We start from the raw sequence: 25454 nt of genomic DNA, 5'->3' as shown, positions 1-25454 counted from the left end.
AACCTTTTTAAAGAATAGTTTGTTTATGAGAATTAAATAACCAATTTTTAATATGTAGAAAATATTAAAAAGATATTTAAGGATAAAAAGAAAGGTAGTCTCTCTTTTTATCCTTTAGTTTTAATTTACTTTCTTTGGAAAGCTAAACCAGACAAATACAGTTAAAAGGAAGAAACAAATAGCTGAGACAGTAAGCACCCAGCTATGCGCATAGCTAAAAGCTTGCTGCGCAACTGCAATTAATTGCCCTCCTAAAGGATTTTCAAGGTTAGAGGCTAATTGCATGGTTTCACCAATTGAAATACTCGATTTTTCAATTAAGTCTGACGGAAGCTCGGCTGGCAAAACAATTGAGCGGCTATAAAACCAAGATAACATTAACCCAAATATAGCAACGCCCAAACCAGCCCCAAGCTCGTAAGCCATCCCTTCAATGGCACCTGCTGCACTCGCCTTTTGCGGAGGTACAGATGACATAATCGCAGCAGTTGAAGCAAGTAAGGCAATCTCAATGCTAAATCCTAAAAAGACCATACATGTCCATGCTAAAAAGTGGTCAGTTGAAAAGTTGAGCTGGGCAAGTCCCCATAGACTAAATCCACTTATTAAAATACCAACAGTAGATACAAGTCTAAGTCCCCATTTATTTAAACAAATTCCGGCTAATGGACCACCTAAACTAATCGCTATCATGAATGGAATAATAAAGATGGCTGCCTGCAATGGTGAAAACCCTTGGACAAACTGCAACTCTTGAGACAAAAGTAATTCAAAGCCAACCAAAGCAATCATGGAAACAACGGCCATAACAATACTGGTAGAAATCACTGGATGTTTAAACAATTCCAGATCAATCATTGGCGTCGTAGCTCTTTTTTGGCTTCGAATGAAGTGGATTAAAGTACTTATGCCTACCACAAACATCACGACTGTAAGTACCGAGAAGTTATACATCGCCGATTTGATTGAATAGATCAAGCTTAAAATGGCTACAACCAAGATTAAAGCTTGTCCTAAATTAATTGGCTGATCAGTCTTCTCTTGTTGTTTAGGAATGATGATTACAATCATAACCAGAACCACTAAAATAATCGGGATATTGATAAGGAATACAGCTCCCCAATGGAAGTGTTCCAACACAAATCCACCCACTAATGGACCAAAAGCTGCTCCGCCACCACCCACTGTAGACCAAAGACCAAGTGCAAAATTTCTCTGCTTTTCTTCGGTAAAGGCATTACGGATGCCGGATAAAGTGGCAGGAATAAGCATCGCTGCCCCTAGCCCTAAGACAGCACGGGAAGCAATTAAGGCATAGGCAGTTGGAGAAAAAGCCGCAGCTAACGAACCAACACCAAAAACTGCTGTTCCAATAAATAATAATTTTTTAAAGCCAATACGATCACCGAGTGCACCCATCGGTAAAATCAAACCCGCCATAATCAGTGAATAAATATCAATGACCCATAAAAGCTGATTGGCAGTTAAATTCAATGCTGCACTTAAAGATGGTGTTGCAACATGCATCACCGTTGCATCAATCGTAACCGGTAAATAAATAAGGACGATAATTGTCAGGATTAACCATTTTTTTTGCATAACGCTCTTCAATATCCAAAACTTGGACATGTGTTCAAATTGTGGTTATTATATACACAATTGGACACTTGTCCAAGTTTTAGTTTTAATGTAATTTGTGTCGAATTCAGTCAGGTGAAAAAACATGGCCTATCTTAATCGCGATCAACGCAGAGAAATGATTCTGCAAGCTGCCATGCAAGTTGCTTTGGCTGAAGGTTTTACAGCCATGACGGTACGTAGAATCGCAACAGAAGCACAAACCTCTACCGGACAAGTTCATCATCATTTTTCTTCGGCATCTCATTTAAAAGCTGAAGCTTTTTTAAAGCTGATGGAACAGCTCGATGAAATTGAACAAACTCTCCAAACAACCAGCCAATTTCAAAGACTTTTCATCTTATTAGGTGCAGAAAATATCGACAGACTTCAGCCCTACTTACGTTTATGGAATGAAGCTGAACTCTTGATTGAGCAAGATATTGAAATACAAAAGGCTTATAACCTTGCCATGCAAAGTTGGCATGAAACAATTGTGCAAGCGATTGAGTGTGGCCAAAAAGAAGGCGAATTTAATAACAGATCAAATTCCACAGACATTGCATGGCGACTCATTGCCTTTGTATGCGGATTAGAAGGGATTTATAAACTTGGTTTACATGGTTTAGCTGAAGAAGACTTCAAGCGCCATACCGAAGCGATTATTCGCCTAGAATTATTATAAATATAGAAGCTGGCATTGATTAGAATGCCAGCTTTAAAATACTAAAATTAGAACCAGCCTTTACGACCTTTTAAAATTTGGTCGCTGCAACGTAAGGCTTCTTGAGTCAGTCCCCACAAACGATAATCGCCTGTGATTGAACCAATCTGGAAGTTATGGGTATAAGCAAAGCTGAGGTCACGCTCAGGATCGCACCATGCACCTGAACCATTGTAGCCAATATGCCCAAATCCATTTTTAGCGCGTTTACCCATGGTAATAATGCGGTGATATCCTAAGCGCCAATTCATCGGAATTGGCATAACACGATCACGTGCATAACTTTGGATGGTGCTGAGCTCTTTAAATACTTCTGGGCGAATAATTTGCTGTCCGTCCCATTCACCTTGATTTGCCAGCATCGCATAAATTTTAGCAAGACTATTTGCAGTAAAAGTGCCGTTCGCCGCTGGAATAACTGCTTGCAATCCCTCGTCACTAAAGAAACTAAGATGTTTCATTCCTTTTGGAATCATGGCATCTTGAAAGTCTTGAGGGTCTTGTCCAGTCCACGTAATCATTTTTTCAGAGAGTGAGCTCTTGCGCGTCTGTGGCTTTTTAGGTTTTTCAACTTGAGTAGACGCTGGTTTTTCTGGTTTTGGTTGAATAATTAAACGTGCTACACGATCCAACTCATTTTCAGGCGTCCCAAAATATGCCCCATCTAACTTTAATGGTTCAACAAGATAATTTTGCATGAGCTGATCTAAAGATTGGCCAGTTGCTTTTTCAAGTACACCACCCACAAGCCAACCAAATGTTAAAGCTTGATAAGCATTACCCTCTCCTGCAAAAAATCTTGGCTTAGTCGCTGCAACCACATCTAACATATGTGACCAGTCGAGCATTTCTCTCGCACTTTCGATGATATTACGAACATCAAACATGCCACTTTGATGGCTGAGCACATGACGCAAAGTCATTTGCTCTTTTCCATTTTGAGCAAACTCAGGCCAATAAGTCGCAATCGGTTTGTCGTATTCTAAAAAACATTCACTTACTAAAATATGCGCTAAAGTTGCAAGTATGCCCTTACCTGTAGAATAGCAAACTGCCAATGTGTCAGGTTGCCAAGCTTCAGTTTGTGATTTTAGACCGGTGTAGATATCTACAACTTTCTGACCTCTAAAATAAACCGCTAAAGCAGCTCCACCTTGTCCTGTTCTAGCATCTTGAAGACGGCTAAACTGGTGAGCTAAATCAATAAAACGTTCATCTAAAATACCGTGATAGTTATGGGTATCGGCCAGTAAAATCTCTTTAATCACATGAAGTTCCTTGCATTTTTTGTTATTTTGCTCAAAAGCAGCCCAAACCTCTGTTCAGGCTGCTGATATTTTTATAATGCTTTTACTGTTCCTGCAACATGCGGTTTTTGGGATTTCGTATTACGAATCAAGAAATCAGTCTTTTTATCTGTATTGGCAGTTAAAAACTCAACTTTTGATGGCAAGAACATTGGCAGCTTAAACCACACATCTGCTTCATAAGCATTTGGTAATTCAAGGTTTGCTAATGCTTTAGCTTTGCTCCACATACCATGCGCAATGGCTTGCTTAAAGCCAAATGCTTTTGCAGTAATGGCATGAATGTGAATTAAATTAAAATCACCAGACACTTTCGCATAACGGCGACCTGTGTTTTCTAAAATATTCCACTCTGCCTTTGGAACATAAACTGGTGCTTGTTCTTCTTTGGCTTTCTCACCTACTCTTTTCTCGACTTTTTGGCGAGATAAATAAGTCGTTAAACCTTCCATCACCACTTCATTGCCAACTTTTGCCGTGGTAATAAAGTCAAACTGAACACCTTTATCATGCGGTTTTAGTTCCCCAAACTTACATGACAGAGTGAGTTTTTCAGTTACACCAATTGGTCTGGTTTGTTTAATCTGGTTACGGATATGCACTAAACCTAAAATTGGAAATGGAAAGGCTTCTGCTGTCATCATGTGCATTTGCAAACTTTGAGAAAGCACCGCCAAATAAATTGCGGGTACAAAGCCATTATTTTGAAAGCCACATACTTCGTTATAAGCTTTGAGGTGATTCTGATCAATTTCTAAAGTATCTACCACATATTCAACTTGCGGTAATATTTTTGGACCTTTCGGCTTTTTAAAAATTAAACCTTGCACAACTTTTGGATAAGCCAATGCCGCTTTTGGTAGCTGGCTAAAATGACGAGTATTCATACCTAACCTTTTATAATTTATAGATTCTTGAATAAAAAAGTGATGCACAAGCACCCCTATTTAGCTAAAAGTGCTTAAGCGCCCAACAAGCTTTGACCACATACACGCACAACGTTGCCATTTACCCCTGTAGAAGCAGTTGATGCAAACCATGCAATCGTTTCTGCTACATCAACAGGTAAACCACCTTGTTGCATTGAGTTCATACGGCGACCAGCTTCGCGAATTGCAAATGGAATCGCAGCAGTCATTTGAGTCTCGATAAAACCAGGTGCTACTGCGTTAATGGTAATACCATTTTTTAAGATAGGCGCAGTAAATTTCACTAGACCAATCACACCAGCTTTTGACGCAGCATAGTTCGTTTGACCAAGGTTACCAGCAATACCACTAATTGATGATACACAAACAATACGGCCATTTGCATTTAGACCATCGTTTTCTAACAAGTAGTCATTTACACGTTCAGCAGCAGACAAGTTAATGTTAATTACCAAGTCCCAAAGCTCTGGCTTCATGTTTGCCAAAGTTTTGTCACGTGTAATACCCGCGTTATGAACAATAATATCTAAACCGCCTTGTTTTGCTGCAGCAGCTTTAATTTTTTCACCTGCATCGGTAGCTGTAATGTCAATTGCCAATGTAGAACCGCCAATGTCAGCAGCTACACGGTCAAGGTCAGCTTGTTGTTGTGGTACGTCTAAACAAATAACATGCGCACCGTCACGCGCCAACACATGTGCAATTGCCTCACCAATACCTCGGCTTGCACCAGTTACTAACGCAGTTTTACCAGCAAGCGGTTTTGCCCAATCAATATCAACTACATCTGCTTTAGATACACGAATCACTTGACCAGATACATAAGCCGAACGTGGAGAAAGCAAGAAACGTAGAGTTGATTCAAGGTTTGCAGCAGCACCTTCATCTACATAAACAACTTGAGCGGTAATACCCTTTTTAAATTCTTTACCTACAGATTTAATAAAGCCTTCAAGTGCGCGCTGAGCAATCGCTTGTTTTACAGTTTTTGCAGTTTCAGGAGTTGTACCAATCACAATCACTCGACCAGAAGTCGCAACTTGACGTGCAATCGGGTTAAAGAATTTATAAAGTTCATTTAACTGTTCTGAGTTTTGAATACCAGATGCATCAAATACAACTGCTTTGAATTTTGATTCTTTATCGCCTGCATTGAATGGACGTAAATTTAAACCAACTTTTGCAGCTTCTTGTTGCAAAGCAACGTTATTGCCTACATAGCTATCTGCATGAACATTGCTAAGTACTTGTGCAATCGCACCAGACAATACACTTGACGGCGCTGCGCCAACCAATACTGCACCATTCACTACTGGCTGAGCACTTTCAAAACGCTCTAATACAACTGGCAATGGTAAACCCAGATTTTTGACAACGAATTTACCAATAGGAGATTGTGTAAATGCTTGGTATTGATCAGTCATGATTATTATCTCTCAAAGAAATGAATTTTCTACGACAGGCTTCATTATGTTATGAGATGGATAGAAACAATATGAAAGCAGTCGTTCATTAGAGTTACTCCAAATCATACTTGACTTCATCTTTGGATGTCTTGACCTGAATGCTATCTACAATGTCATTCTAGTCAATACAGGTCTATTTGAATTGTGTTAAGGTAGCTTACAAGAATATCGTTATTATGCTTGGAAAAGCCTTATGAGCAAAACAACTCAAGAAAATCCAGCAGTCGAGAATTCTGCTCAGGAAAAAGTGTCAAATACATCAAAGTCGGCTTCTAACACGGCTAAGCGTAACAGCACTACTTCTAAAGCAGCAACTAATACATCAAAAACGACACGTACTCGTTCAACGACTGCACCTGCACGTAGCCCTCGTACCAAGAGCGCTGCTTCAGAAACCTCGTCTACATCTTCAAATGTAGCTGCAGCACCAAAAGCAACAAAAACCAAAACTTCTGTTCAACAGGATAAAACCATGAGCCAAAACACTGTTCGCCGCGTTGCAATTATTGGTGGCAACCGTATTCCATTTGCACGTTCAAATACTGCTTATTTCAAAGCGTCAAATTCTGACATGCTGACAGCAGCATTGAATGGTTTGGTTGAACGCTTTAACTTACAGGGTAAGCGTATTGGTGAAGTCGTTGCTGGTGCTGTTTTAAAACACAGCCGTGACTTTAATATGACTCGCGAAGTTGTATTGAGCACAGATCTTGCTCCTGAAACTCCTGCTTATGACATTCAAATTGCTTGTGGTACAGGTTTACAAGCAGCGTTTGTAGTTGCAAACAAAATTGCGCTTGGTCAAATCGACGTAGGTATTGCAGGTGGTGTAGACACAACTTCTGATGCACCAATCGCTGTAGGTGATGGTTTACGTAAAGTTTTACTTGAGCTCAATGTAGCTAAAACAGGTAAAGACCGCCTTAAAGCTTTAACAAAAATTGATTTTAAAAAGCTTCTTGATGCACCAAGCAACGGTGAACCGCGTACTGGCCTTTCAATGGGTGAGCACCAAGCAATCACTGCTTTAGAATGGGGTATCACTCGCGAAGCACAAGACGAGCTAGCTGCAAGCAGCCATCAAAAACTTGCTGCTGCTTATGAGCGTGGTTTCTTTGATGACTTAATGACTCCATTCTTAGGTCTAAACCGTGACAACAACTTACGTGCAGACAGTACAGTTGAAAAACTTGCTAAATTGAAACCAGTTTTCGGTAAAGGCGAAACTGCAACAATGACAGCAGGTAACTCAACTCCGTTAACTGACGGTGCTTCTGTTGTATTGCTTGCTTCTGAAGAATGGGCAAAAGAAAACGGTCATGAAGTTTTAGCTTACCTTTCTTTCTCTGAAACAGCAGCTGTTGATTTCATTGGTAAAAACGGCCCTAAAGAAGGCTTATTGATGGCTCCTGCTTATGCAGTACCTCGTATGCTTAAGCGTGCAAACCTTAAACTTCAAGACTTCGATTTCTACGAAATCCATGAAGCATTCGCATCCCAAGTGTTGTCTACTTTGAAAGCTTGGGAAGATGAAAAATTCTGTAAAGAACGTCTTGGTTTAGAAGCACCTTTAGGTTCAATTGACCGTTCTAAACTGAACGTAAATGGTTCATCTTTAGGTGCAGGCCATCCATTTGCTGCAACTGGTGGTCGTATCTTAGCAACTGCTGCTAAATTGATTAATCAAAAAGGTTCAGGCCGCGCTTTAATCTCGATCTGTACAGCAGGTGGTGAAGGTGTGGTTGCGATTGTAGAAAAATAATTTCTATAACGCCCTAACAAAATAAGCACCCATTTGGGTGCTTATTTCATTTCAATATATTAGCTTAATGAAGTGATGCAGCTTTTGCATCTGGGAAAAATTTATCTTCAATATGGTCATAGCACCACTGGAAAATAAAGGTATAAACCAAAATACATAAGGTTAAGCCAATATCTAAAATAAATGCATCAATAACACTCATCTGGAGTATATAGGCAATCATCGGTACTGTTGCAAGCAACAACCCACCTTCAAAACCAATCGCATGTAAAATCCGTACAGGGATCGTTCTTTCCCAATTATATTTATGCTCTACTTTTTCAAAATAGTTGTTAAAAATCATGTTCCAGAAAACTGAAACCACTGCCATAAACACACCGAGTGTTCCTGTTACTTCCATCGGCATATCAAAAATAAAACTTAATGCAATCGCAATGATGACCAATAAAATTCCTTCATAACTGATTGCATGAATGAGTCTTCTCTTGGAAATCAACATTTTTAAATACTCAATAATAACTTGGATAATGTGCATTTTATTTTTATAATATTGATTAATCCAATCAGGTTCTTTCAGTTTTTTTGACAGATGAACATTAATCAAGAACAACTACTCATGTTTCAAGCCGTGATTGAGACCGGCTCTTTTTCTGCAGCAGCCCGTAAACTTGGCAAAGTTCCTTCGGCTGTCAGCATGTCTATTGCCAACTTAGAAATTGATCTGAACCTGACTTTATTTGACCGTAAAGGCCGTGAACCCATCCCTACTGACGAGGCTCGGGTCTTATACGAAAAGACATCTCAGCTTTTGATTGAGATGAATCAATGGAAACAGCATGCTCACGCCTTAAGTACAGGGTTAGAAGCTAATTTAACTATTGTGATTGTGTCTGAACTTTTACACACCAATTGGACCGACTATATTTGTCTTTTAGAGAATCGTTTCCCTGACCTACAAATCAATATTGTGTCTGCCCCCCAAGAAGATGCTCTGCAAATGTTATTAGATGGGTCTGCACAACTTGCACTGATGTTTGAACGTGAGAATCTAGATAACAGAGAACAATTTGTAGAGCTTAAACGTGAGGCTTTAATTCCAGTTATTTCAAATAACCATCCTCTAGCAAGCCAAAATCAGGTTACTTATGAACAAATCCTTACTACACGACAAATTGTAGTTGCAAGCCGAGATGAGACTTTAAAACCTGAATTGCTATTTTCAAAACACTATTGGCGCACCGATAACCACCACTCTGCTTGTTTAATGATCTTGCGCAATTTGGGTTGGGGTGTACTTCCTCAAGAAATGTTTAAAGAAAATCCTGAATTAAAAAATAAACTTAAGGTATTGGATTTATTAGATTTCACTCCCCGATTTGAATATTATGTCGACTTGGTATGGAGCCGAGAAAGTGAACTCGGTGCCGCTGCTAGATTTTTGATTGAACATATCCGTAAGCAACGAATGCAACCACTACCTTAAAAATATTTCAAATTAGATGCAGAACCTAAACGTTTTTCTTTGAAATATAACAATTGATATATCGACAGCATGAATAGACTTTGTGCTATAAAAGAAAACATAAGATTTATTACCGAAGATGTTGAATATCAATGACTCATACAGCACTTGACCAATTAAAAACATTAACGACCGTTGTTGCCGACAGTAGTGACCTTGATGCAATTCGTAAATTCCGTCCATTAGACGCAACGACTAATCCTTCATTGATTACGGCAGCAGCAGAACAACCAGAAAGTAAAGAGCTCATTGAAGATGCTTATTATCAAGCCAAAGAAGAAGGCTATAGCAACGATGAGTTAATCGAAAGAACCATTGATATTTTAACCGTAAAATTTGGTGTAGAAATTTTAAAACTGATTGAAGGCCGTGTTTCAACGGAAGTTGATGCTGCTCTTTCATATGACACTGACGCAACCATTCAAAAAGCCCATGAATTATGTGAACTTTACAAAGGTTATGGTATTGATCAGTCTCGCATTCTGATTAAAATCGCATCGACTTGGGAAGGTATTCAAGCTGCCAAAGTGCTCGAAGCTGAAGGAATTGCTTGTAACCTCACTCTCCTTTTCGGTTTGCATCAAGCCCAAGCGTGTGCAGATGCAAAAGTGACTTTAATCTCACCATTCGTAGGCCGTATCCTAGACTGGTACAAAAAAGCTGAAGGTGTAGACGCTTATCCAATCGAAAAAGACCCAGGTGTCGTTTCAGTTAAGAAAATCTACACTTACTACAAGCAGCAAAATATTCCAACTCAAGTGATGGGTGCGAGCTTCCGTAGTATAGATCAAGTGCTTGGTCTAGCTGGATGTGATTTGCTAACCATCTCGCCAAGCTTACTTACCCAACTTGAACAAGATAGCCGTAAAGTCGAGACGGCACTTGATGCATCTCAAGCAAAACAAGCAGAAGCGATTGTTAGACCAGCTCAAGATGAACAAAGTTTTAAAGATGAGCTTAACCATGACTTAATGGCATTCCAGCTTTTACAAGGTGGTGTTGATGGATTCATTAAAGCACGTGACCAATTAAGCCTTTTGTTACGTCAGTCTTTTGGAATTGATGCGGAAATAAAATCTTAAAAAACTGCACTTTTCATACAAAATTGCCGATTTTTGTTATCATGATAAAAATCGGTTTTTTATTGGGTTTCTCGTGTTCGGCATAACAGATTTAACAACATATATTATTGGTACATTCCTAATTGTGTTATTGCCGGGACCCAATTCTCTTTATGTGATGTCAATTGCTTCACGCTACGGGGTTAAAACAGGATATATGGGTGCATTCGGTATTTTCACCGGTGACCTTATTTTAATGCTATGTACAGTACTCGGAGCTGCGTCTCTACTCAAGGCATTCCCATGGGTATTTGTCATTCTTAAATTAACAGGTGCACTTTATTTATCTTATTTAGGTTTTAAACTGTTGCAAGGCAGTATTCAACGCTGGAAACAACGTAATCAAACTCAACCAGAAATGGCTGATTTACCTGCTTTAGATAAAGTTCATCCTTATAAAACAGCACTCAGTATTAGTTTACTCAACCCTAAAGCGATTTTATTTTTCCTCTCTTTCTTTGTTCAATTTGTTGAACCAGATTATGCTTATCCTGCTCTGAGCTTTTTAATTTTAGCAATTATTTTACAGATCATTAGCTTTAGTTATTTAACTGCATTAATCTTCTCTGGAATTAAACTCTCGGCATTTTTTAAAGAGAACCATAAAATTGCAGCAAGCGGTATCTTTTTAGTAGGAATTCTATTTTTTGGATTTGGTTTAAAACTAGCAACCTCAACGATTTAATTATTTTTACTCTAATAAGTTTTTGCATTGGAAAGTTAAAACATCATGAACTGCTAAAAGTCCAGCATGCCATCTGTTTTAACTTCATTAAGTACAAAAAAAGTTCTGACTTGTCTTACTCCAGGTAAGGCAATAATCTTTTCACTATGAAATCGGTTAAAAGCAGCTAAATCTTTAACACGAATTTTTAGAAAATAATCGACTTCTCCCGCCACCAGATAACACTCTAAAACATTTTCCAAATCACCCGATGCTTGTTCAAATGCTTGAAAGCTGTCAGGGGTTGAACGGTCCAAAACTACACCAACTAACACCACAGTACCACGTTGAACCGTATTAGGATTGATCCGAGCACGGACATCTAAGATTGCTCCAATCTTAAAAAGACGCTGAGTATGATTCCAACAAGATGATGTACTAATACCTACAAGTTTTGCCAATTCAGCATTACTTAAACGCCCATTTTCTTGTAAGGCGCGCATAATTTTCAGTTCTAATGGTGTTAAATTTTCGGCTTTCTCTTCCATAAAATAATATTCTTGATTCATTGTTATTTATGAAATAAATAATAGCATTATTTTATAATTTTAAAATATTATTTATTTTTTAATCTAAAAATAGAAAGCACCTTCTTAAAAAAAATTGTTAAATTCACCCCAACTGGAAGCAATGGCAGAAGCCTATTAATTTTTCTTGGATTTAGAACACGTATCATGCAAAAAATTCTTCAAGATTTTTCAATTCCAGCAGTGTTTGCTGGTTTTATTACCTTTCTCATTGGTATTAGTGTTTCGGCCGTTTTAGTGATTCAGGCGGCTCAAGCTTTAGGTGCTTCACCTGAACAAATCACTTCATGGTTTTGGGCTTTGGGTTTGGGTATTGGCTTATCAGGACTCATCCTTTCTTGGAAATTTAAATATCCTGTAGCGACGGCGTGGTCAACCGCTGGTCTTGCTTTAATTATGGCAACAGGTAGTGGATATAGTTTAAATGAAGCGATTGGTGCTTTTTTAGTTGGTGGTTTACTAACAGCTATTTTAGGCTTTTCAGGTATTTTTCAAAAAGCGCTGTCATACATTCCTCAAAGTTTAACTAGTGCCATGCTGGCAGGCGTCCTACTCAAATTTGGTATTTCACTTTTCGCAAGTTTACAAAATGATTGGGCATTTGTTTTGTCCTTACTTTGCATTTATGTCATTACAAAAAGATTATGGCCGCGTTATAGCATTGTATTTACCGTAATTGCAGGTATTACCCTGTGCCCTATCTTTTTAGAATTTCATATGCCTACAGTTCAGTGGTCTTTAGCAAAACCTGTTTGGATTAGTCCTGACTTTAGCTGGTCAGCACTTTTGGGCTTAGCATTGCCACTGTTTGTGATTAGTATGGCTTCTCAATATTTACCGGGTATTGCCATGATCAAAAGTTATGGCTACAAACCACACGTAAATCAACTCATTGGCTGGACAGGTTTAACCCAAGTTGTGCTTGCACCGTTTGGCTGTTATAGCGTCAATATTGCTGCGATTAGTGCTGCCGTAAGCTTAGACGACCAAGTCCATCCTGACCCAAGCAAACGCTATATTGCAGGTATAAGCTGTGGTTTTTTCTACATCTTAATGGGTTTGTTTGCTGCAACACTCACAAGTTTATTGATGTCTTTTCCTCATATTTTTATTGTAGTTTTGGCTGGTATTGCATTACTTGGTACAATCAGCCACAACATTGCGATTGCTTTTGCTCAAATTGAAGAACGTGAAGCAGCATTATTTACCTTTTTATGTAGTGCTTCGGGTATTCAATTCTTCGGGATCGGCTCAGCATTTTGGGGATTGGTTGTCGGAATTATTGTATTTGTTGTGCTCAAATTTAAAGCCCAAAAAAGCGAATAAAAAAAGCGTTCATAGCTCCCTATTTTCAATGCTATGAACACTTTTTATGATTTCTTATAATTCTCTTACTACGACTGTTTTTGCCATTTTGTCGTGCCAGCCTTGTTTTTTAGCGTCAAATGCCACCCAAAAAAGACCAATACCAAATACTAAAATTGATGGAATATAGCCAATATATCGAATAATGCTCTGCATGACTGTGAGCTTATTACCTGTTTTTTCATCTAAAACTTTTAATCGCATCAAACGTTTGCCGGGTGTACCTGCAAAATACAACCAACATAAAACTGAATATAAAAAAGGAAATGCGTAGTTCACAATCAGGTCAAACCAATAGTTTTGTGGCTGACTACTTAAGCCAGTAGCAAATACTAAGTCGTAATCTCCCCGATAAAAAATCCATGCGGCTGGAATAATTGCTAAACAAAGAATAAGACTATCAATAATCATTGCGCCAAATCTTAACCAGAACCCTGCATACTCATACTTATAAGTCATGCCTACCTCACTTTGTTATTGTTTAATAGCTAAAATGGTCTTACTACTTTACTTTTATCCTAAATGAAACTTTTTTATTTTTAAATACTTAAATGAAATTAAAACATTCTAATCAGATATTTTTTTGTAATTATTTTGATCAAATAATGGCTATTAAATATTCTATTAGGATAAAAAATAATTTAACTTTTAAAACTGACATTTTTTTATGTCAGTTATATTCAAATAATTTTATAAATAGATTAAATTACAAATAAACATTATATTTATTTCCAAAATAAAACATCTATTTTAAACTCTTTTTTTAATAAAAGTGCTGCAAATAACAGACCTAATCCAATAATAATTAAAAAAACACTTAAACTGATTACTCCACCAATAATAGCTAGTGTGCCTAATATAGCTAAAATATAAAATATAATTACACTGAATGTTGGCATTTCAATTTATTCCACCACTTAAAATAAAAGCAATTTATTCTATCGAGTTTATAAACGATTGCTGTTTTCAAATGTTGATTACACTATTAATTTGTATCTTCATACAATAATCATGTTATTAAACTTATTTAATGTTACTTTAGTTTAGTAAACAGTGATGGAATTCACATAACTTTTATTTGATTTCAAAGTAATGCTTTTCAGTCACAAGTTTAATTTTTAGGTTTTTATATAAGCGTTCTTTTGAATCTTCTAGTGAAGGTACAACTTTTTCTGCAAATTTATCTTCAGTCATCAGTCTAGCATACGTTTTGTAACCAATAATTAATTTTTGGGGTTCGTTACCTGTTTGACGGAATTCTTCAATGAGTTTATTGACTTTTTTTGCTGTTAAATCTGCCATCTTCCTTAGTCCCCCTTAATTTACTATTTTGTTATACGGCTTCTCTGTGACAGAAATATGAACCGTAATTTTTTGTAATTTTCATGTAAATATTAACAATTATAGGTTTATAGCTTACCTACCAGTTCAAAACTAGCAAAGTAATCAACTCAATTATTTGATTTATAATTATTTTATTTAATTTCAATAACTTTTAATTGAAGAGATGTCTCCAAAGAATGAAATATGTTAATCTTTAATTAATAAAAGCTTCATACATATAACAACTGTAAATAAGAGGAATAAGATCATGAATTACCAACATATTATTGTACCAGTAGATGGTTCTGAGATTTCTTTAGCAGCAGCTCGACAAGCAGCTCACATTGCAAAAGCATTTGGTAGTAAATTGACCGCCATTAGCTTGGTTGCGGTAGATCCTTTTAGTGGCGTAGATTTTTATTACATCTCACCTGTTGTAAAAGATTATTTTGTTGAAGCACGTGCCAACGCAGAAAAAACACTCGCAAAAGTTAAAGCTTTATGTGCTGAAGAAGGTATTGATGCAGAGACTCAAATCATTCAAGGTGAAATTTCTTCAGATGGTATTTTGAAAGCCGTAGAAGACTTAGGTTCTGATTTGATTGTGATTGGTTCGCATGGCCGTAAAGGTTTCCAAAAACTAATTTTGGGAAGCTTTGCTCAAGATGTTTTAAATAGCACCAAGATTCAAGTTTTAGTCGTAAAAGAGTAAAATTCTTGAAAGATAAAAGCCCAATCTAATGTTTGGGCTTTTTAATAAAATAGCTTCTAGAAATTTTACACCCACTAAAAACTCTATAGAATAGTTCACTATTCCATCAATTTCGTGAGTCACGCCAATGAAGTAAGTCTTTTTTCTCATCAATTTTTTCTTTTTTTGATGTGCAAAATAGACTATTTTTGTGATTTACCGTCTCTATTAAAAATTATCATTCTCCTATTTTGTACATCCTGTATTTATGAGGTTTTTTATGACTCAGCAGGCATGTGTAATATCGCAACTTACCTTAGAGTTCCCTTCAAAGGTAATGTTTAAGCATCTAAATTTTAGTCTTGAATCGAATCAGGTATCTGCCCTAATTGGTCGTAATGGCCAAGGCAAATCTTTGCTTATGCAACTGTTAAATCAAACGTTTACATCAGATTCAGTTGTTACATCAGGGCAAATATCTTGGCATGTAAAACATGCTTATTTACCACAATTGCATCGTTTGACAGCACTGACGATTGCTGAAGCCTTAGATATCTTAGATATTTACGACGCTTTTAAAAGAGTTGAACAAGGTAATGCCAACTTCGATGATTACGATTTATTGGAAGGTAAATGGGACCTACCCGCTTTATGGAACAACCTCTTAGAATCTGCTGGTCTACCAACAGATTTAGATTTCCCAGTTAAAAATTTAAGTGAAGGTCAAAAAACCAAGTTGGCTTTAAGCTGTTTATTTTTAAAATCAGACCACTATCTATTACTTGACGAGCCTAGTAATCATCTAGATCAGCAGTCTAGACAATGGTTAATTGATCATTTAAAAAAACACCCAGCAGGTAGTCTTCTCAGTAGCCATGATCGGGCTTTATTAAATGAAGTTGACCATATTTATCATTTAAATGAACATGGCCTCCATCACACTACCGGAAGCTATGAAAAATTTTATGGGCAGTATCAAGCAAATATTGCAGCTCTAGAACAATCTATTCAACAGAATCAACGTGAAGTTAAACACATGAAGCAAAAGCAACATGATGTATTAATGAAAGCTCAAAAACGTGAGCGTGCTGGCAATAAATTAAGAGAATCAAATTCTCAAGCCAAAGTTTTGCTCGACTTTAAAAAGGAACAAGCAGGCCAAAGCATTGCTACTATACAGTCTCAACATCAACGTCAAATTTCGAACAGTCAAAATGATTTAAAAGATAAGAAATTGCTTCTCGAAACGGTTAAACCTCAACAGTTTTTCTTCCCTTCTTTTCATAAGAAATCTGGTGAAATTCTGCGGATTAAAAAATTGAAACTGAAACATGGTACTCAAAACCCCATCGATCTAGCTGTACAAGCAGCTCAAAAAATTCACATAAAAGGACAAAATGGTATTGGAAAATCTACTTTACTTAAGGCAATTCATGTACAGAACAATCAACCCTGTGACAGTATTCACCTATCTGTAGAGTGTTTCTATCTAGACCAGAACTTTAGCTTTTTATGCGATGAAATGAGTGTTATTGAAAATTTATCTCATATGAATAATGAACTTTCAGAACTCGAATGGAGAAATTTGCTAGGTCAACTTCGAATCCGCGGTGATAAAGGTACTCAACTATTGTCTCAGTTAAGTGGTGGTGAAAAATTAAAAGTAGCTTTATTGGCCCTTAGCCAAATAAAACCTACACCAGAACTTCTGTTATTAGATGAACCCGAAAATCATTTGGATATTGAATCTAGAGAGTTACTTGCTAATGCTCTTCAAAGTTATGAAGGTGCGATATTGCTCGTTTCACACGATCAACTGTTTGTTGAAAGCTCGGGCATTAATGAGTCATTTTCCTTAACGAAATAGTTAGTAATATACCAGTTTTCAAATTTACTAGTTCTCATTTGAGAGCTAGTAAATTTCATCAGTTATTATTTTTTTACGTTATTTAATAATTCGAGATCTAAATTATATTTGACAGTTTTATTTTTACGAGCACTATTACGCATTTGATAAACCTGAATAATATAATCACCATCGGTTGGTAAAATAAGTTCTCCTTTAAAACCTACGGTTGAGCCAATCAGTAATGCGTTATCTTTACCAGGCTTTGTACCCGGTGCAAAAATATTAATGTATGCTAAATTACCAAGGCTATTAATATTAAATTTTAATATTTGGCCCTTTTTTGCATAAATTCTATACCGCACATCATTGTAGCCCTGAAATTGTCCAGTTAAAGTGGTATGCGGTGAACCTTGTAAAAAATTAACTTTTTGCTCAATATTTTTTGCATAGATAGTAAATGAAGTAGCTGAAATGAGCGTGGATAGTAATAATGTTTTAATGATTTCTCTCAATTTTTTGACCCTCAAAATTATTTTTAAATAATTATATTAAAAATAATTTTCATAAAATTTTACTTTATGTATGAGTTTGATGAGTAATAGTTGCTTTTTATAACCAGTAACAAATAAAGTATGTTGAAAAATCTAAATTACCTTTCTCTTTTAGAATAAGAATTTAAAAGTTAAAGCGTATGGTTAATCCATAAATCTGGAAGAATTTTTAATGGATATTATTATTCGTGATGAGCAAATTGAAGATATAGAAGCCATCGAAAAGCTAACTAAAGCAGCTTTCCAAAATGCTGAGCACACAAGTCATACAGAACATTTTATTGTTAATAGTTTAAGAAACCACGGACAACTCACCATTTCTCTAGTGGCAGTTGAAGATAGCTCTATTATTGGACATATTGCTATTTCTCCAGTTGAAATTAGCTCAGGTGAAACAGGTTGGTATGGTTTAGGCCCTATTTCAGTTCACCCAGATAAACAAGGATATGGTATTGGTTCCCTTCTGATGAAGGAATCACTAGAAAAGTTAAAGCAATTCGGAGCACAAGGATGCGTTCTTTTAGGTGATCCACGCTATTACAGCCGATTTGGTTTTAAAAATTATCCTGAGCTGATTTTGCCTGATATACCGAGTGAGTATTTTCAGGCTCTAACTTTCTCGGGCAATATTCCAAAAGCGAATGTCAAATACCATGAGGCTTTTAATGCGACGCAATAATAAAAACTTACTATCTTCAAAAGAAAACTCCTAAAAATAGGAGTTTTCTTTTTCATTGGTTTTGAATAATATTTACTTAAAATATCAGCTTTTATTTAACACGCTCAATTTGAAAAACTTCGATATCGGTAGGTTTAACTCTATGCTTGTCTACCTCTCCTAAAATGCGTACTTTATCTCCTGCTTTTAGTTCGAGAGGCTTCCATAAGTCATCATCAATATCAATTACGATTGAGCCTGTTGCATCTTTAAACTCAAAATGATCCCCAGCAATATGCTTTACGATTTTACCCGTCAAAGTTACTCCAGATTCATCATCTAAAGTTTTTGCTTTAGACACTGTGACTACATTTTTTGTCGCTTCTTTTATTAATGTAGCATCGGCTTTAGCCATCACGGCACCACTACCTAATAAAGCAAATCCAGTGAATGCTACAAAGAATATTTTTTTCATTACTGTGACCTAATTTCATGTTCAATGTTCTTAGTTATATAAACAAATTCTTTTAAAGTTATAGATTTAGCTTTTGTGGTTTTTTGTATCTTATTAGAGTCTTTGTTTAATGAAAATTAGTGAGATATCAAATAATTTGTAGTTCTCTTTTCCAATAACTATGTTATTGTCTTTATTTTTCGTGAATTTACTTAAGAAAGCTTTTTTCTTAAGTAAATTAAACTCAGCATTAAAATAACACGTAATTGTTAAGCAACGAGTTGTCCTAAATTCAATAAAATATTTATGGCTTCCGCCTCATCTGTTGTTTGCGTAACAATCATTCTGTCATATGAAATTCCACCAATCTGAATATAGATTTTCGGATGTGGAAGCTGTGGGATATAGACTTTTAGCGGCTGATAAAGAGCAAGAAGATAACCAAATGAATCATATGGATAATGATCATCTTTTAATGTCTTCTTTATGACGACATAATTGTTCAATATATTTAAAATAAAACCATATTCATTTTCAGAATGAAATTTAGCATCCATACCTACCTCCTTGATTAATTAATATTTTTATAATCAAATTTAAAGGTTAAATTTCTGATCTGACGATATTTGAACCAATTCACTTTAAATATAGGGTTCTATTTAAAATAATTAGTGTCGAATTTTAATATATTTAAAACCTAGTGTATTAGTCAACATATTTTGAACAGTTCCATTAAAAATAAATATTTCGAGTTACAAATCACACTTTAAGATTAAAATAAAAAGATATAAAAAAAGCCCATCTTACGACGGGCTTTAGCATTCATCTAGATTATGAGTCTTTATCCATTGAATGAGGAGTTGTGGTTTGATCTTGCTGCTTTGTGTCGTTTTCACCTTGGCAAGCACTCACACCTAAAGAAATAAAGGCGGCTAAACCCAAGGTCACTATAATTTTTGTCATGTTTCACCTCATGAATTGTTCAGATTGATGAGTTAATAAATACTTATTATTAGTTTTACGATCAGCATAAGTTTCTAGGCTTTTTTGTAGATTTAGCGCAAGAATGTAAAGCTATTTATTTTTACATTTAAATATTAGCTCACATCTAACTCGCAAATATCAAATTTTCCTATATCAAGTAAATTAAACATTAACTGAATGTCTGAGCGTTTTAATGAGTAAATCATATAAGTGATCTACAGCTTTAGATTCTAATGATACCCTACTCCGATATACAGCAGTCTCCATTGGTTCTAAAGGTCCAAGACCATGATCAGCACCTAAAATAGTTAAATGCTCAGGTGCACTGCACTGCGTGAACACTGCAATTGCTAAACCACTTTCCACTGCTGCAATTTGACCCGCTAAACTTGAACTGTTGTATACCACACGATAACGGCGTCCTTGTAATGCTAAAGAATGGATAGCACTTTTTTTGGCTTGGCTGGTACTTTCATAAACTGCAATTGGGAGTGGATCTTCTCGCCAGAGTTCAAACTGTGGAGAACCTACCCATACCATTGGCTCATGGAATAAAAGTGTTCCTTGACGAGCGTTATCTCTCGAAATTAATGCCAGGTCTATATCCCCACTTTCTACGCGTGGTATTAACGAAGTAGACTGCTCACAGATTAATTCAATTTCAACACCTCCATAACGTGGAGCAAATCGCTTAAGCACAGGTGTTAAATATTTGGCAGCATAATCATCAGGTACTCCGAGACGTATACGCCCCTTCAGTTCATCTCCATGAAATGCCATTTGCGCCTCTGCATGCAAGTCAAGAATACGGCGTGCGTAGCCTAAAAGTAGTTGCCCTTGAGACGTTAATTCAATTTGCCGATGAGTTCGTATTAAAAGTTGGCAATGTAGCGCTTCTTCTAGTTTTTTTAATTGCATGCTAACAGCAGATTGTGAACGGTATAGCTCAGGTGCTGCGTTTGATAGCGAGCCTGTATCTACTACTGTGACAAAACACTTTAACCAGTCAATCTGTAGGTTTTTTAAATTCATTAGGATTTATCTATTCGATTTTCAAATAGTATATAAAAGAATTATGCGCTTTTCTTTATTTATTGTCTCTCTCATACTGAAAATAGAAGAAGTTAAAACAATTCATTTTTCTAAAAGAAGTTATCCGTGAATTGATTAATGTCTGAATAACACGTTAATAGCAATACTTACTAACAATTTCACCACTTCGTATTTCTTAGGTATTACGCACTAGGAGGAGGTTTTATGCGCCTAAATAAACAGATGCTTGCATCACAAAGTGCGACGTCCATTTTCGTTTTACTTTGGGGAAGTGCTGCAATTTTTACTCGATGGGGACTCGATAATGCATCACCCATAGCATTATTGATGCTGCGCTTTGCCATAGCTTTGTTTGTTTTATTGTTAATTGCTATTTTTAGAAAAAGACTCTTACCTAAGCATGGAACTCGAAAGCAAGTTTTATTAGCTGGACTCCTCATTATTGCAGGTTATTCAATCTGTTATTTTAAAGCCATGGCTTACGGAGTCACCCCTGGTTTAATGGCCACAATCATGGGAATACAGCCAATCTTGACGCTTTGTCTTTTAGAAAAGAATTTACAAAAAGAAAAGCTATTTGGTTTACTCATTGCTTTAGCCGGACTCATACTTTTAGTGTGGAAAAGTCTGACCATGTCTTTTATCGCTCCAATCGGTATATTCTTTGCCTTGACTGCCCTAATCTGTATAACCTTCGGGGCCATAATGCAAAAGAACATTCAACAGGCCCCGACAGATGTCTTGCCATTACAATATATAGTCAGTCTTGTGGTCTGCTTGTTTATAGTTCCCTTTGAACATTTTGAAATAACATGGAATTCACAACTGATTATTTCGGTCTTATTTCTTGGAATTTTAATTTCTGTAGTTGCACAGCTTTTACTTTATCGGCTTTTAAATCAGGGTAATCTTGTAAATGTGACAAGCCTATTCTATTTAGTGCCTGTCGTTACTGCACTTTTAGATTTTCTAATTTTGAAAAACAAGTTGCCGCTAGCAGGCTTAATAGGAATGATTGCAATTTTAATAGGCTTATTGCTTGTATTTAAAAAGAAATAACTCATAGAAATAATATAGAACCCTCAAATGAGGGTTTTATATTGAGTAAAAATTTAATCTAAATTTTTCCATTCTGTACCAATTTGAGCTAATGCTGGAAGCTCATCGCTATTAAAAACATTAGAATTACGATCAATAGCAAATCGATAGACGGGCATAGAATCAGCTTCAGTTTTCTTAAAGAAACTGAAGTTTTCATTAAGATGATAATTACCACCCTCTGTAGATTTTGTTGCTGTTCCTGAAGGTATATGAATATAACTTTCACACTCCACTTCAACATTATTTCCGGCAAGATCTTGGTAGGAAAATTTCATGTTTTAATCCTTTCTAAATTTTTATGATTGAGAAAAACTTAGCATGCTATCCGGATAGCTTATGGAGTTTTTTTCAACTAATTGTTTAAGTGTGTATATTTAGTTAACACTAGAAAAATTTATAAAATAAAGCTGATTTCTGAAATGGATATATTTACAAATTTGCCTTACATCTAAACTAAATTGGATCTTTTATGCTGAGTAAAACAGCATTACTCGGAATACTTTTAAGTATTTTCTTTTGTTCTTTACGCCATTCTTTATAAAATTTTTTATCAGATTGTTCTGAAAAACTATCTCTCTGCTTGTGAGAGCAAGCATCGTCTGTATTTGCTAATTGAACACATGGCCAATTATTTAATTCAGGTGTCAAAACAGCATTACTCATCAATGAAAGTTCTTTTAATCTAATCAAATTCATATCTACTTCCTTGCTTACATTCAGCACCAGACTCTTCAATATGTTCGTTCAAAACTTTATCTTGAATAATTTAGAGGCGGCTATTGTTCTATTTTCAAAGCCAATCCAATCAGGCCTACACACAAATACCACATACTTAAGAATGCAAAGTGCAAGTTTTGTGTCTTGATTTACCAATGATGTAACTTACTACATGCTTGAATAAATTAAGTTTAGGTAGAATAAGAAAGGTATTTCTACCCTTTCCTTCTCTGCTGCTCCAATTTCAGATATAATGACCTGAGTATGAGATGAGCCTTATATAGTTCATTGGTAGATCAATGAATGACTAAGCCCTTCGCTTTCGAGCAAGGGCTTTTTTAATACGTATGATTTGGAAAAATTACTTTTATCTGACTTAGCAATTCAACCCTCGGTTTGCCTTTACTGAGCAGGTCTGTTAGATTGGTCTTGTTCACCAACTCCTATTGTTGATGAATACTGAAGCCTGATTCGTAGCATCAGGCTTTTTTATGCCTAGATTTTATTAAAGATCGGAATGGCTTTTCTGATAAAACCCTATAAAGAATTAAAAAAACTACGAAGCTAAAAACAATTTCTTTTCAGTTGCTCGACGTCTAACCAACCCAGGCAGACGATTACCCCCTGCGTTTATCCATACATCAAACTGGTTCGCAGCCCCTTTATAATCTCCTGAATTTAACATTTTTAGTAAAGTCGAGTTTTTAAAAGCACTAACCCCTATATTATAAGTCAGAGAAACCAAGGCATCGAATTGATTCTGTTTTAAAGGAACTTTTACAGCGCTGTTGACTGCACGCTCAAATATTTTCAAATCATGTTGCATATATGCCTGTGCCTGCTCAAGAGTACATGTATCGCCTTTTTGAACCCTCGACCCATTTGGGTATCTGGTTGTACCATAACCAATACTCCAGACACCTACGCCATCATCATAAGCACTGAGCCTTAAACCTTCAAAATTACAGATTTGATTTAAGCCAACTTGACTGAGAGACAACTCATCAATTGCAAAACCAATTTCCTCATCGCTATTGTCTATTGCTGTAGCAATCGAGCTATTTGTCGCAACAGTTGACCTAGATTTGGCACTAAAAATCTTGCGGAGATAATCCAATATTTTTTGCATTTAATGCCCTACTATTTTATTTTTTTCGGTAATCCAAAGCGTATATCCTCTTGAAATAGGGAGTGTACATCCGCTCTATAGACAGCATAATTTACACTCATACCGTTAGGTAACTATTTAAGATACTAAAGAATAAAATGCCCAATATAAAATTGGGCTATGAATTATTCTTCAATTTCTATGGGATCACCATCCTCAGGGCGAATGTGTCGCTCACCATCATCGGCAGGATCTACACTGGAACCATCTTTGGTAATGCTGTTATATAACTCATCCTCTTTTCTATCATCGATAAATTCTTCATCTGAAAAATCAAGAGGCTCTTCATCATCGTCAAAATTTAAGGGTTTTTCTTCATCTATCATGAGATTCATCCTTTATTTATTAACTTGTGTTATTCCATGCTCAGATAATTGGCTGATACATTCAACATGAAACAATCATCATTTATGTAACAGACATTTTAAGTTACATATCACTAAAAAAACCGCCTTTATAAGGCGGTTTTTTATTTCTAACCAGTTAGAAATAAAAGTACAGTGAACTTATAACTGTTTATATTTTAAGAAAGTAATTTATTATTTTTAATGTAGTCATCTGATTTAAAATAATTAACAATCATTTCTGCATTTTCTTCTTTTGCGGATAAAGGATTTACTGGAATGCTTTCAATCCCCATACTAAAACCTTGAGGAATCAACTGAGAAATGGGAGGAAGATGAGCTTTACCTCCATCAGTGATTCTTTCAATAAATCCAGCAAGCCACAAAATAAACTCACCTTCATTTTCAAACTTAGGCATAAGGCTAAAATCAATTTTGACCGATGATTGCTCAAGGGGTTTGGTTAAACAATCTTCAAAATTGATAAAATTATACTTTAATTTAAATTCAGTACCTTTTATCGCATTACGAATAAGACCAACTAAACAATTTAAATTTTCTATCACATCATCAGAAAACAAGTTGTCATTTTTAATTTTTTTATAAACCTTATCTGCTATAGCTAGATATTTTGGCATCTTAACCTCCTATCTTCTCATGCGTATATTTATATACTTCTTTAAAATATTCTTTTTTTACGTAAGATAGAGTAAAACTCATAAACTAAATGTAAGAAGTACAAGGTTTTTGAAATTACATAATGAAGCACATCACACTTAGCCAAATAAATGCCAATCAATTATCTTTATTTTACAAAATAGAAAGAGTTATTGAAAAATTTACTTTCAATTTTTATGCCATTTAAAAATATTTTAAATAAAATCTGAGCACTACTTAATATAGATACTGATTTTGTTAAAAAATTTTATCTTTTATTATTTTCAAGATGGTACAAAATACTACTAATTTTTAAAAGTAAATAACCGAACAGTAGGCCATTAAATATAATAAAAAGCCCTATTATTACCATTTGTGTAGACCAAACTTGAATAATGTCTAAATTATCATTTCTTGTTTCGACTTGCCCAAACGATAAAATAAAGGCTATTCCCAAAACAATTCCAAATAAAATTACACACCACGCTACAACCTTTGTAGCTTTACTTTCATTATGAGGTTTCTTTGATTCACTCATATTTTTCCTAAAACTCTTATTGAATTATTTATTTTCTATAATAACTTCATAGTCTGTTAAAGTTTTATTTATGTTACCTTTTGATATTAATGTAACAAACTTTTATTCTTTTAATTTATAAATAAAATGTCATACTCTATTTCTAGACAGAAATGTTGCCTTTTTCGGAGGGAGGAAAAATTTTTCTTTTAAGCTTTCTAGCCCATACTAATCCACTATTTCAATATTAAAAAGCTTCTAAAGAGCAAATTTAATTTCCATTAAAATTATAAATTTGCTCTTAGCATTTAAAAAGAACTCAT

30 protein-coding genes and 1 pseudogene are annotated in these 25454 nt (G+C 35.6%); 10 read left to right on the top strand and 21 right to left on the bottom strand.

The window, feature by feature from the left end; all coding sequences use genetic code 11:
- Positions 1–120: 120 nt before the first annotated feature.
- Entirely contained in the window at positions 121–1599 is a 1479-nt protein-coding gene (gene amvA, locus HJG58_RS05230) for a multidrug efflux MFS transporter AmvA (protein ID WP_170248165.1), read from the bottom strand.
- A 124-nt stretch (positions 1600–1723) separates the two neighbouring features.
- On the opposite strand from amvA, the gene HJG58_RS05225 reads away from it, so the two are divergent.
- The gene (locus tag HJG58_RS05225) at positions 1724–2302 is read left to right on the top strand and encodes a TetR family transcriptional regulator (protein ID WP_170248164.1); all 579 of its coding nucleotides are present in this window, start codon (positions 1724–1726) and stop codon (positions 2300–2302) included.
- Between the two features lie 47 nt (positions 2303–2349).
- On the opposite strand, the gene HJG58_RS05220 is transcribed toward HJG58_RS05225, so the two are convergent.
- From HJG58_RS05220 to HJG58_RS05210, 3 genes are all read right to left on the bottom strand, one after another.
- The gene (locus HJG58_RS05220; RefSeq protein ID WP_170248163.1) at positions 2350–3609 is read right to left on the bottom strand and encodes a serine hydrolase domain-containing protein; all 1260 of its coding nucleotides are present in this window, start codon (positions 3607–3609) and stop codon (positions 2350–2352) included.
- A 71-nt stretch (positions 3610–3680) separates the two neighbouring features.
- On the bottom strand, positions 3681–4535 hold the full coding sequence (locus HJG58_RS05215) for a MaoC family dehydratase (RefSeq protein ID WP_170248162.1): 855 nt from the start codon (positions 4533–4535) through the stop codon (positions 3681–3683).
- A 74-nt stretch (positions 4536–4609) separates the two neighbouring features.
- Positions 4610–6001 (bottom strand): 3-oxoacyl-ACP reductase, encoded by a 1392-nt coding sequence (locus tag HJG58_RS05210; protein WP_170248161.1) that lies wholly within the window; start codon positions 5999–6001, stop codon positions 4610–4612.
- A gap of 235 nt (positions 6002–6236) precedes the next feature.
- On the opposite strand from HJG58_RS05210, the gene HJG58_RS05205 reads away from it, so the two are divergent.
- Complete coding sequence (locus tag HJG58_RS05205) at positions 6237–7805, top strand: acetyl-CoA C-acetyltransferase (protein ID WP_170248160.1); 1569 nt, start codon at positions 6237–6239, stop codon at positions 7803–7805.
- 64 nt (positions 7806–7869) lie between these two features.
- Here HJG58_RS05205 and aceI read toward each other — a convergent pair whose 3' ends face one another.
- On the bottom strand, positions 7870–8304 hold the full coding sequence (gene aceI / locus HJG58_RS05200; protein ID WP_170248159.1) for a chlorhexidine efflux PACE transporter AceI: 435 nt from the start codon (positions 8302–8304) through the stop codon (positions 7870–7872).
- A gap of 90 nt (positions 8305–8394) precedes the next feature.
- On the opposite strand from aceI, the gene aceR reads away from it, so the two are divergent.
- The 3 genes from aceR to leuE all read left to right on the top strand — a co-directional run bounded on the left by aceR (position 8395) and on the right by leuE (position 11133).
- Entirely contained in the window at positions 8395–9288 is an 894-nt protein-coding gene (gene aceR / locus HJG58_RS05195; protein ID WP_170248158.1) for an HTH-type transcriptional regulator AceR, read from the top strand.
- A gap of 131 nt (positions 9289–9419) precedes the next feature.
- The gene (gene tal / locus HJG58_RS05190; protein WP_170248157.1) at positions 9420–10409 is read left to right on the top strand and encodes a transaldolase; all 990 of its coding nucleotides are present in this window, start codon (positions 9420–9422) and stop codon (positions 10407–10409) included.
- A 73-nt stretch (positions 10410–10482) separates the two neighbouring features.
- Entirely contained in the window at positions 10483–11133 is a 651-nt protein-coding gene (gene leuE / locus HJG58_RS05185) for a leucine efflux protein LeuE (RefSeq protein WP_170248156.1), read from the top strand.
- Between the two features lie 53 nt (positions 11134–11186).
- On the opposite strand, the gene HJG58_RS05180 is transcribed toward leuE, so the two are convergent.
- Entirely contained in the window at positions 11187–11660 is a 474-nt protein-coding gene (locus tag HJG58_RS05180; RefSeq protein ID WP_046813037.1) for an Lrp/AsnC family transcriptional regulator, read from the bottom strand.
- A 186-nt stretch (positions 11661–11846) separates the two neighbouring features.
- Here HJG58_RS05180 and HJG58_RS05175 point away from each other — a divergent pair, with 186 nt between their 5' ends.
- Positions 11847–13025 carry a benzoate/H(+) symporter BenE family transporter gene (locus HJG58_RS05175; protein ID WP_170248155.1) on the top strand — a complete coding sequence of 393 codons (1179 nt, stop codon included), beginning with the start codon at positions 11847–11849 and terminating at the stop codon, positions 13023–13025.
- Positions 13026–13079: 54 nt separating this feature from the next.
- Here HJG58_RS05175 and HJG58_RS05170 read toward each other — a convergent pair whose 3' ends face one another.
- The 3 genes from HJG58_RS05170 to HJG58_RS05160 form a co-directional block, all read right to left on the bottom strand.
- Complete coding sequence (locus HJG58_RS05170) at positions 13080–13523, bottom strand: RDD family protein (RefSeq protein ID WP_005073782.1); 444 nt, start codon at positions 13521–13523, stop codon at positions 13080–13082.
- Positions 13524–13789: 266 nt separating this feature from the next.
- Positions 13790–13963 (bottom strand): hypothetical protein, encoded by a 174-nt coding sequence (locus tag HJG58_RS05165; protein WP_075384142.1) that lies wholly within the window; start codon positions 13961–13963, stop codon positions 13790–13792.
- A 175-nt stretch (positions 13964–14138) separates the two neighbouring features.
- Positions 14139–14366, bottom strand: coding sequence for a hypothetical protein (locus HJG58_RS05160; protein ID WP_017480910.1), 228 nt, complete (start codon positions 14364–14366; stop codon positions 14139–14141).
- Between the two features lie 289 nt (positions 14367–14655).
- Between HJG58_RS05160 and HJG58_RS05155 the strand changes: the two genes are divergently transcribed.
- The gene (locus HJG58_RS05155; RefSeq protein WP_002115225.1) at positions 14656–15099 is read left to right on the top strand and encodes a universal stress protein; all 444 of its coding nucleotides are present in this window, start codon (positions 14656–14658) and stop codon (positions 15097–15099) included.
- Positions 15100–15358: 259 nt separating this feature from the next.
- Positions 15359–16945, top strand: a complete 1587-nt coding sequence (locus HJG58_RS05150) for an ATP-binding cassette domain-containing protein (RefSeq protein WP_216076513.1) — start codon at positions 15359–15361, stop codon at positions 16943–16945.
- A gap of 65 nt (positions 16946–17010) precedes the next feature.
- Here the strand turns inward: HJG58_RS05150 and HJG58_RS05145 are convergent, their stop codons facing one another.
- Positions 17011–17439, bottom strand: a complete 429-nt coding sequence (locus tag HJG58_RS05145; protein WP_170248154.1) for a DNA breaking-rejoining protein — start codon at positions 17437–17439, stop codon at positions 17011–17013.
- A gap of 36 nt (positions 17440–17475) precedes the next feature.
- Positions 17476–17596 (bottom strand): annotated as a pseudogene (locus HJG58_RS05140) (hypothetical protein).
- 54 nt (positions 17597–17650) lie between these two features.
- Here HJG58_RS05140 and HJG58_RS05135 point away from each other — a divergent pair.
- Positions 17651–18157: a GNAT family N-acetyltransferase gene (locus HJG58_RS05135; protein WP_170248153.1), complete on the top strand. Its 507-nt coding sequence runs from the start codon at positions 17651–17653 to the stop codon at positions 18155–18157.
- 91 nt (positions 18158–18248) lie between these two features.
- Here HJG58_RS05135 and HJG58_RS05130 read toward each other — a convergent pair whose 3' ends face one another.
- The 4 genes from HJG58_RS05130 to HJG58_RS05115 form a co-directional block, all read right to left on the bottom strand.
- Positions 18249–18611, bottom strand: a complete 363-nt coding sequence (locus tag HJG58_RS05130) for a NirD/YgiW/YdeI family stress tolerance protein (RefSeq protein ID WP_170248152.1) — start codon at positions 18609–18611, stop codon at positions 18249–18251.
- A 248-nt stretch (positions 18612–18859) separates the two neighbouring features.
- Positions 18860–19147 (bottom strand): hypothetical protein, encoded by a 288-nt coding sequence (locus HJG58_RS05125; RefSeq protein ID WP_086266356.1) that lies wholly within the window; start codon positions 19145–19147, stop codon positions 18860–18862.
- A 274-nt stretch (positions 19148–19421) separates the two neighbouring features.
- Positions 19422–19553, bottom strand: coding sequence for a hypothetical protein (locus HJG58_RS05120; protein WP_170248151.1), 132 nt, complete (start codon positions 19551–19553; stop codon positions 19422–19424).
- Between the two features lie 183 nt (positions 19554–19736).
- On the bottom strand, positions 19737–20606 hold the full coding sequence (locus HJG58_RS05115; RefSeq protein WP_170248150.1) for a LysR family transcriptional regulator: 870 nt from the start codon (positions 20604–20606) through the stop codon (positions 19737–19739).
- Between the two features lie 225 nt (positions 20607–20831).
- Between HJG58_RS05115 and HJG58_RS05110 the strand changes: the two genes are divergently transcribed.
- A complete protein-coding gene (locus tag HJG58_RS05110; protein WP_170248149.1) occupies positions 20832–21686 on the top strand; it encodes a DMT family transporter in 855 nt (284 codons plus the stop codon).
- A 53-nt stretch (positions 21687–21739) separates the two neighbouring features.
- Here the strand turns inward: HJG58_RS05110 and HJG58_RS05105 are convergent, their stop codons facing one another.
- The 6 genes from HJG58_RS05105 to HJG58_RS05080 all read right to left on the bottom strand — a co-directional run bounded on the left by HJG58_RS05105 (position 21740) and on the right by HJG58_RS05080 (position 25152).
- Positions 21740–22003 (bottom strand): hypothetical protein, encoded by a 264-nt coding sequence (locus HJG58_RS05105; RefSeq protein ID WP_170248148.1) that lies wholly within the window; start codon positions 22001–22003, stop codon positions 21740–21742.
- Between the two features lie 178 nt (positions 22004–22181).
- Complete coding sequence (locus HJG58_RS05100; protein ID WP_170248147.1) at positions 22182–22424, bottom strand: hypothetical protein; 243 nt, start codon at positions 22422–22424, stop codon at positions 22182–22184.
- Between the two features lie 577 nt (positions 22425–23001).
- Positions 23002–23574: a lysozyme gene (locus HJG58_RS05095; RefSeq protein WP_170248146.1), complete on the bottom strand. Its 573-nt coding sequence runs from the start codon at positions 23572–23574 to the stop codon at positions 23002–23004.
- A gap of 164 nt (positions 23575–23738) precedes the next feature.
- Positions 23739–23939 carry a hypothetical protein gene (locus tag HJG58_RS05090; protein WP_170248145.1) on the bottom strand — a complete coding sequence of 67 codons (201 nt, stop codon included), beginning with the start codon at positions 23937–23939 and terminating at the stop codon, positions 23739–23741.
- A gap of 197 nt (positions 23940–24136) precedes the next feature.
- Entirely contained in the window at positions 24137–24595 is a 459-nt protein-coding gene (locus HJG58_RS05085) for a hypothetical protein (protein ID WP_170248144.1), read from the bottom strand.
- Positions 24596–24882: 287 nt separating this feature from the next.
- A complete protein-coding gene (locus HJG58_RS05080; protein WP_170248143.1) occupies positions 24883–25152 on the bottom strand; it encodes a hypothetical protein in 270 nt (89 codons plus the stop codon).
- Positions 25153–25454 lie beyond the last annotated feature (302 nt).

The organism is Acinetobacter geminorum, assembly GCF_013009345.1.
In the GTDB taxonomy this organism is placed as follows: domain Bacteria; phylum Pseudomonadota; class Gammaproteobacteria; order Pseudomonadales; family Moraxellaceae; genus Acinetobacter; species Acinetobacter geminorum.
Note: the sequence above shows the minus strand (reverse complement) of the source record. Positions and strands in the feature narration are given on the sequence as shown.

What these genes read in the sequence shown, in the direction of transcription:
- amvA (WP_170248165.1), bottom strand. Translation starts at nt 1,599, where the DNA reads ATGCAAAAAAAATGGTTAATCCTGACAATTATCGTCCTTATTTATTTA.
- HJG58_RS05225 (WP_170248164.1), top strand. Translation starts at nt 1,724, where the DNA reads ATGGCCTATCTTAATCGCGATCAACGCAGAGAAATGATTCTGCAAGCT.
- HJG58_RS05215 (WP_170248162.1), bottom strand. Translation starts at nt 4,535, where the DNA reads ATGAATACTCGTCATTTTAGCCAGCTACCAAAAGCGGCATTGGCTTAT.
- HJG58_RS05210 (WP_170248161.1), bottom strand. Translation starts at nt 6,001, where the DNA reads ATGACTGATCAATACCAAGCATTTACACAATCTCCTATTGGTAAATTC.
- HJG58_RS05205 (WP_170248160.1), top strand. Translation starts at nt 6,237, where the DNA reads ATGAGCAAAACAACTCAAGAAAATCCAGCAGTCGAGAATTCTGCTCAG.
- aceI (WP_170248159.1), bottom strand. Translation starts at nt 8,304, where the DNA reads ATGTTGATTTCCAAGAGAAGACTCATTCATGCAATCAGTTATGAAGGA.
- aceR (WP_170248158.1), top strand. Translation starts at nt 8,395, where the DNA reads ATGAACATTAATCAAGAACAACTACTCATGTTTCAAGCCGTGATTGAG.
- tal (WP_170248157.1), top strand. Translation starts at nt 9,420, where the DNA reads ATGACTCATACAGCACTTGACCAATTAAAAACATTAACGACCGTTGTT.
- HJG58_RS05180 (WP_046813037.1), bottom strand. Translation starts at nt 11,660, where the DNA reads ATGGAAGAGAAAGCCGAAAATTTAACACCATTAGAACTGAAAATTATG.
- HJG58_RS05175 (WP_170248155.1), top strand. Translation starts at nt 11,847, where the DNA reads ATGCAAAAAATTCTTCAAGATTTTTCAATTCCAGCAGTGTTTGCTGGT.
- HJG58_RS05170 (WP_005073782.1), bottom strand. Translation starts at nt 13,523, where the DNA reads ATGACTTATAAGTATGAGTATGCAGGGTTCTGGTTAAGATTTGGCGCA.
- HJG58_RS05165 (WP_075384142.1), bottom strand. Translation starts at nt 13,963, where the DNA reads ATGCCAACATTCAGTGTAATTATATTTTATATTTTAGCTATATTAGGC.
- HJG58_RS05160 (WP_017480910.1), bottom strand. Translation starts at nt 14,366, where the DNA reads ATGGCAGATTTAACAGCAAAAAAAGTCAATAAACTCATTGAAGAATTC.
- HJG58_RS05155 (WP_002115225.1), top strand. Translation starts at nt 14,656, where the DNA reads ATGAATTACCAACATATTATTGTACCAGTAGATGGTTCTGAGATTTCT.
- HJG58_RS05150 (WP_216076513.1), top strand. Translation starts at nt 15,359, where the DNA reads ATGACTCAGCAGGCATGTGTAATATCGCAACTTACCTTAGAGTTCCCT.
- HJG58_RS05135 (WP_170248153.1), top strand. Translation starts at nt 17,651, where the DNA reads ATGGATATTATTATTCGTGATGAGCAAATTGAAGATATAGAAGCCATC.
- HJG58_RS05130 (WP_170248152.1), bottom strand. Translation starts at nt 18,611, where the DNA reads ATGAAAAAAATATTCTTTGTAGCATTCACTGGATTTGCTTTATTAGGT.
- HJG58_RS05125 (WP_086266356.1), bottom strand. Translation starts at nt 19,147, where the DNA reads ATGGATGCTAAATTTCATTCTGAAAATGAATATGGTTTTATTTTAAAT.
- HJG58_RS05120 (WP_170248151.1), bottom strand. Translation starts at nt 19,553, where the DNA reads ATGACAAAAATTATAGTGACCTTGGGTTTAGCCGCCTTTATTTCTTTA.
- HJG58_RS05115 (WP_170248150.1), bottom strand. Translation starts at nt 20,606, where the DNA reads ATGAATTTAAAAAACCTACAGATTGACTGGTTAAAGTGTTTTGTCACA.
- HJG58_RS05110 (WP_170248149.1), top strand. Translation starts at nt 20,832, where the DNA reads ATGCGCCTAAATAAACAGATGCTTGCATCACAAAGTGCGACGTCCATT.
- HJG58_RS05105 (WP_170248148.1), bottom strand. Translation starts at nt 22,003, where the DNA reads ATGAAATTTTCCTACCAAGATCTTGCCGGAAATAATGTTGAAGTGGAG.
- HJG58_RS05100 (WP_170248147.1), bottom strand. Translation starts at nt 22,424, where the DNA reads ATGAATTTGATTAGATTAAAAGAACTTTCATTGATGAGTAATGCTGTT.
- HJG58_RS05095 (WP_170248146.1), bottom strand. Translation starts at nt 23,574, where the DNA reads ATGCAAAAAATATTGGATTATCTCCGCAAGATTTTTAGTGCCAAATCT.
- HJG58_RS05090 (WP_170248145.1), bottom strand. Translation starts at nt 23,939, where the DNA reads ATGATAGATGAAGAAAAACCCTTAAATTTTGACGATGATGAAGAGCCT.
- HJG58_RS05085 (WP_170248144.1), bottom strand. Translation starts at nt 24,595, where the DNA reads ATGCCAAAATATCTAGCTATAGCAGATAAGGTTTATAAAAAAATTAAA.
- HJG58_RS05080 (WP_170248143.1), bottom strand. Translation starts at nt 25,152, where the DNA reads ATGAGTGAATCAAAGAAACCTCATAATGAAAGTAAAGCTACAAAGGTT.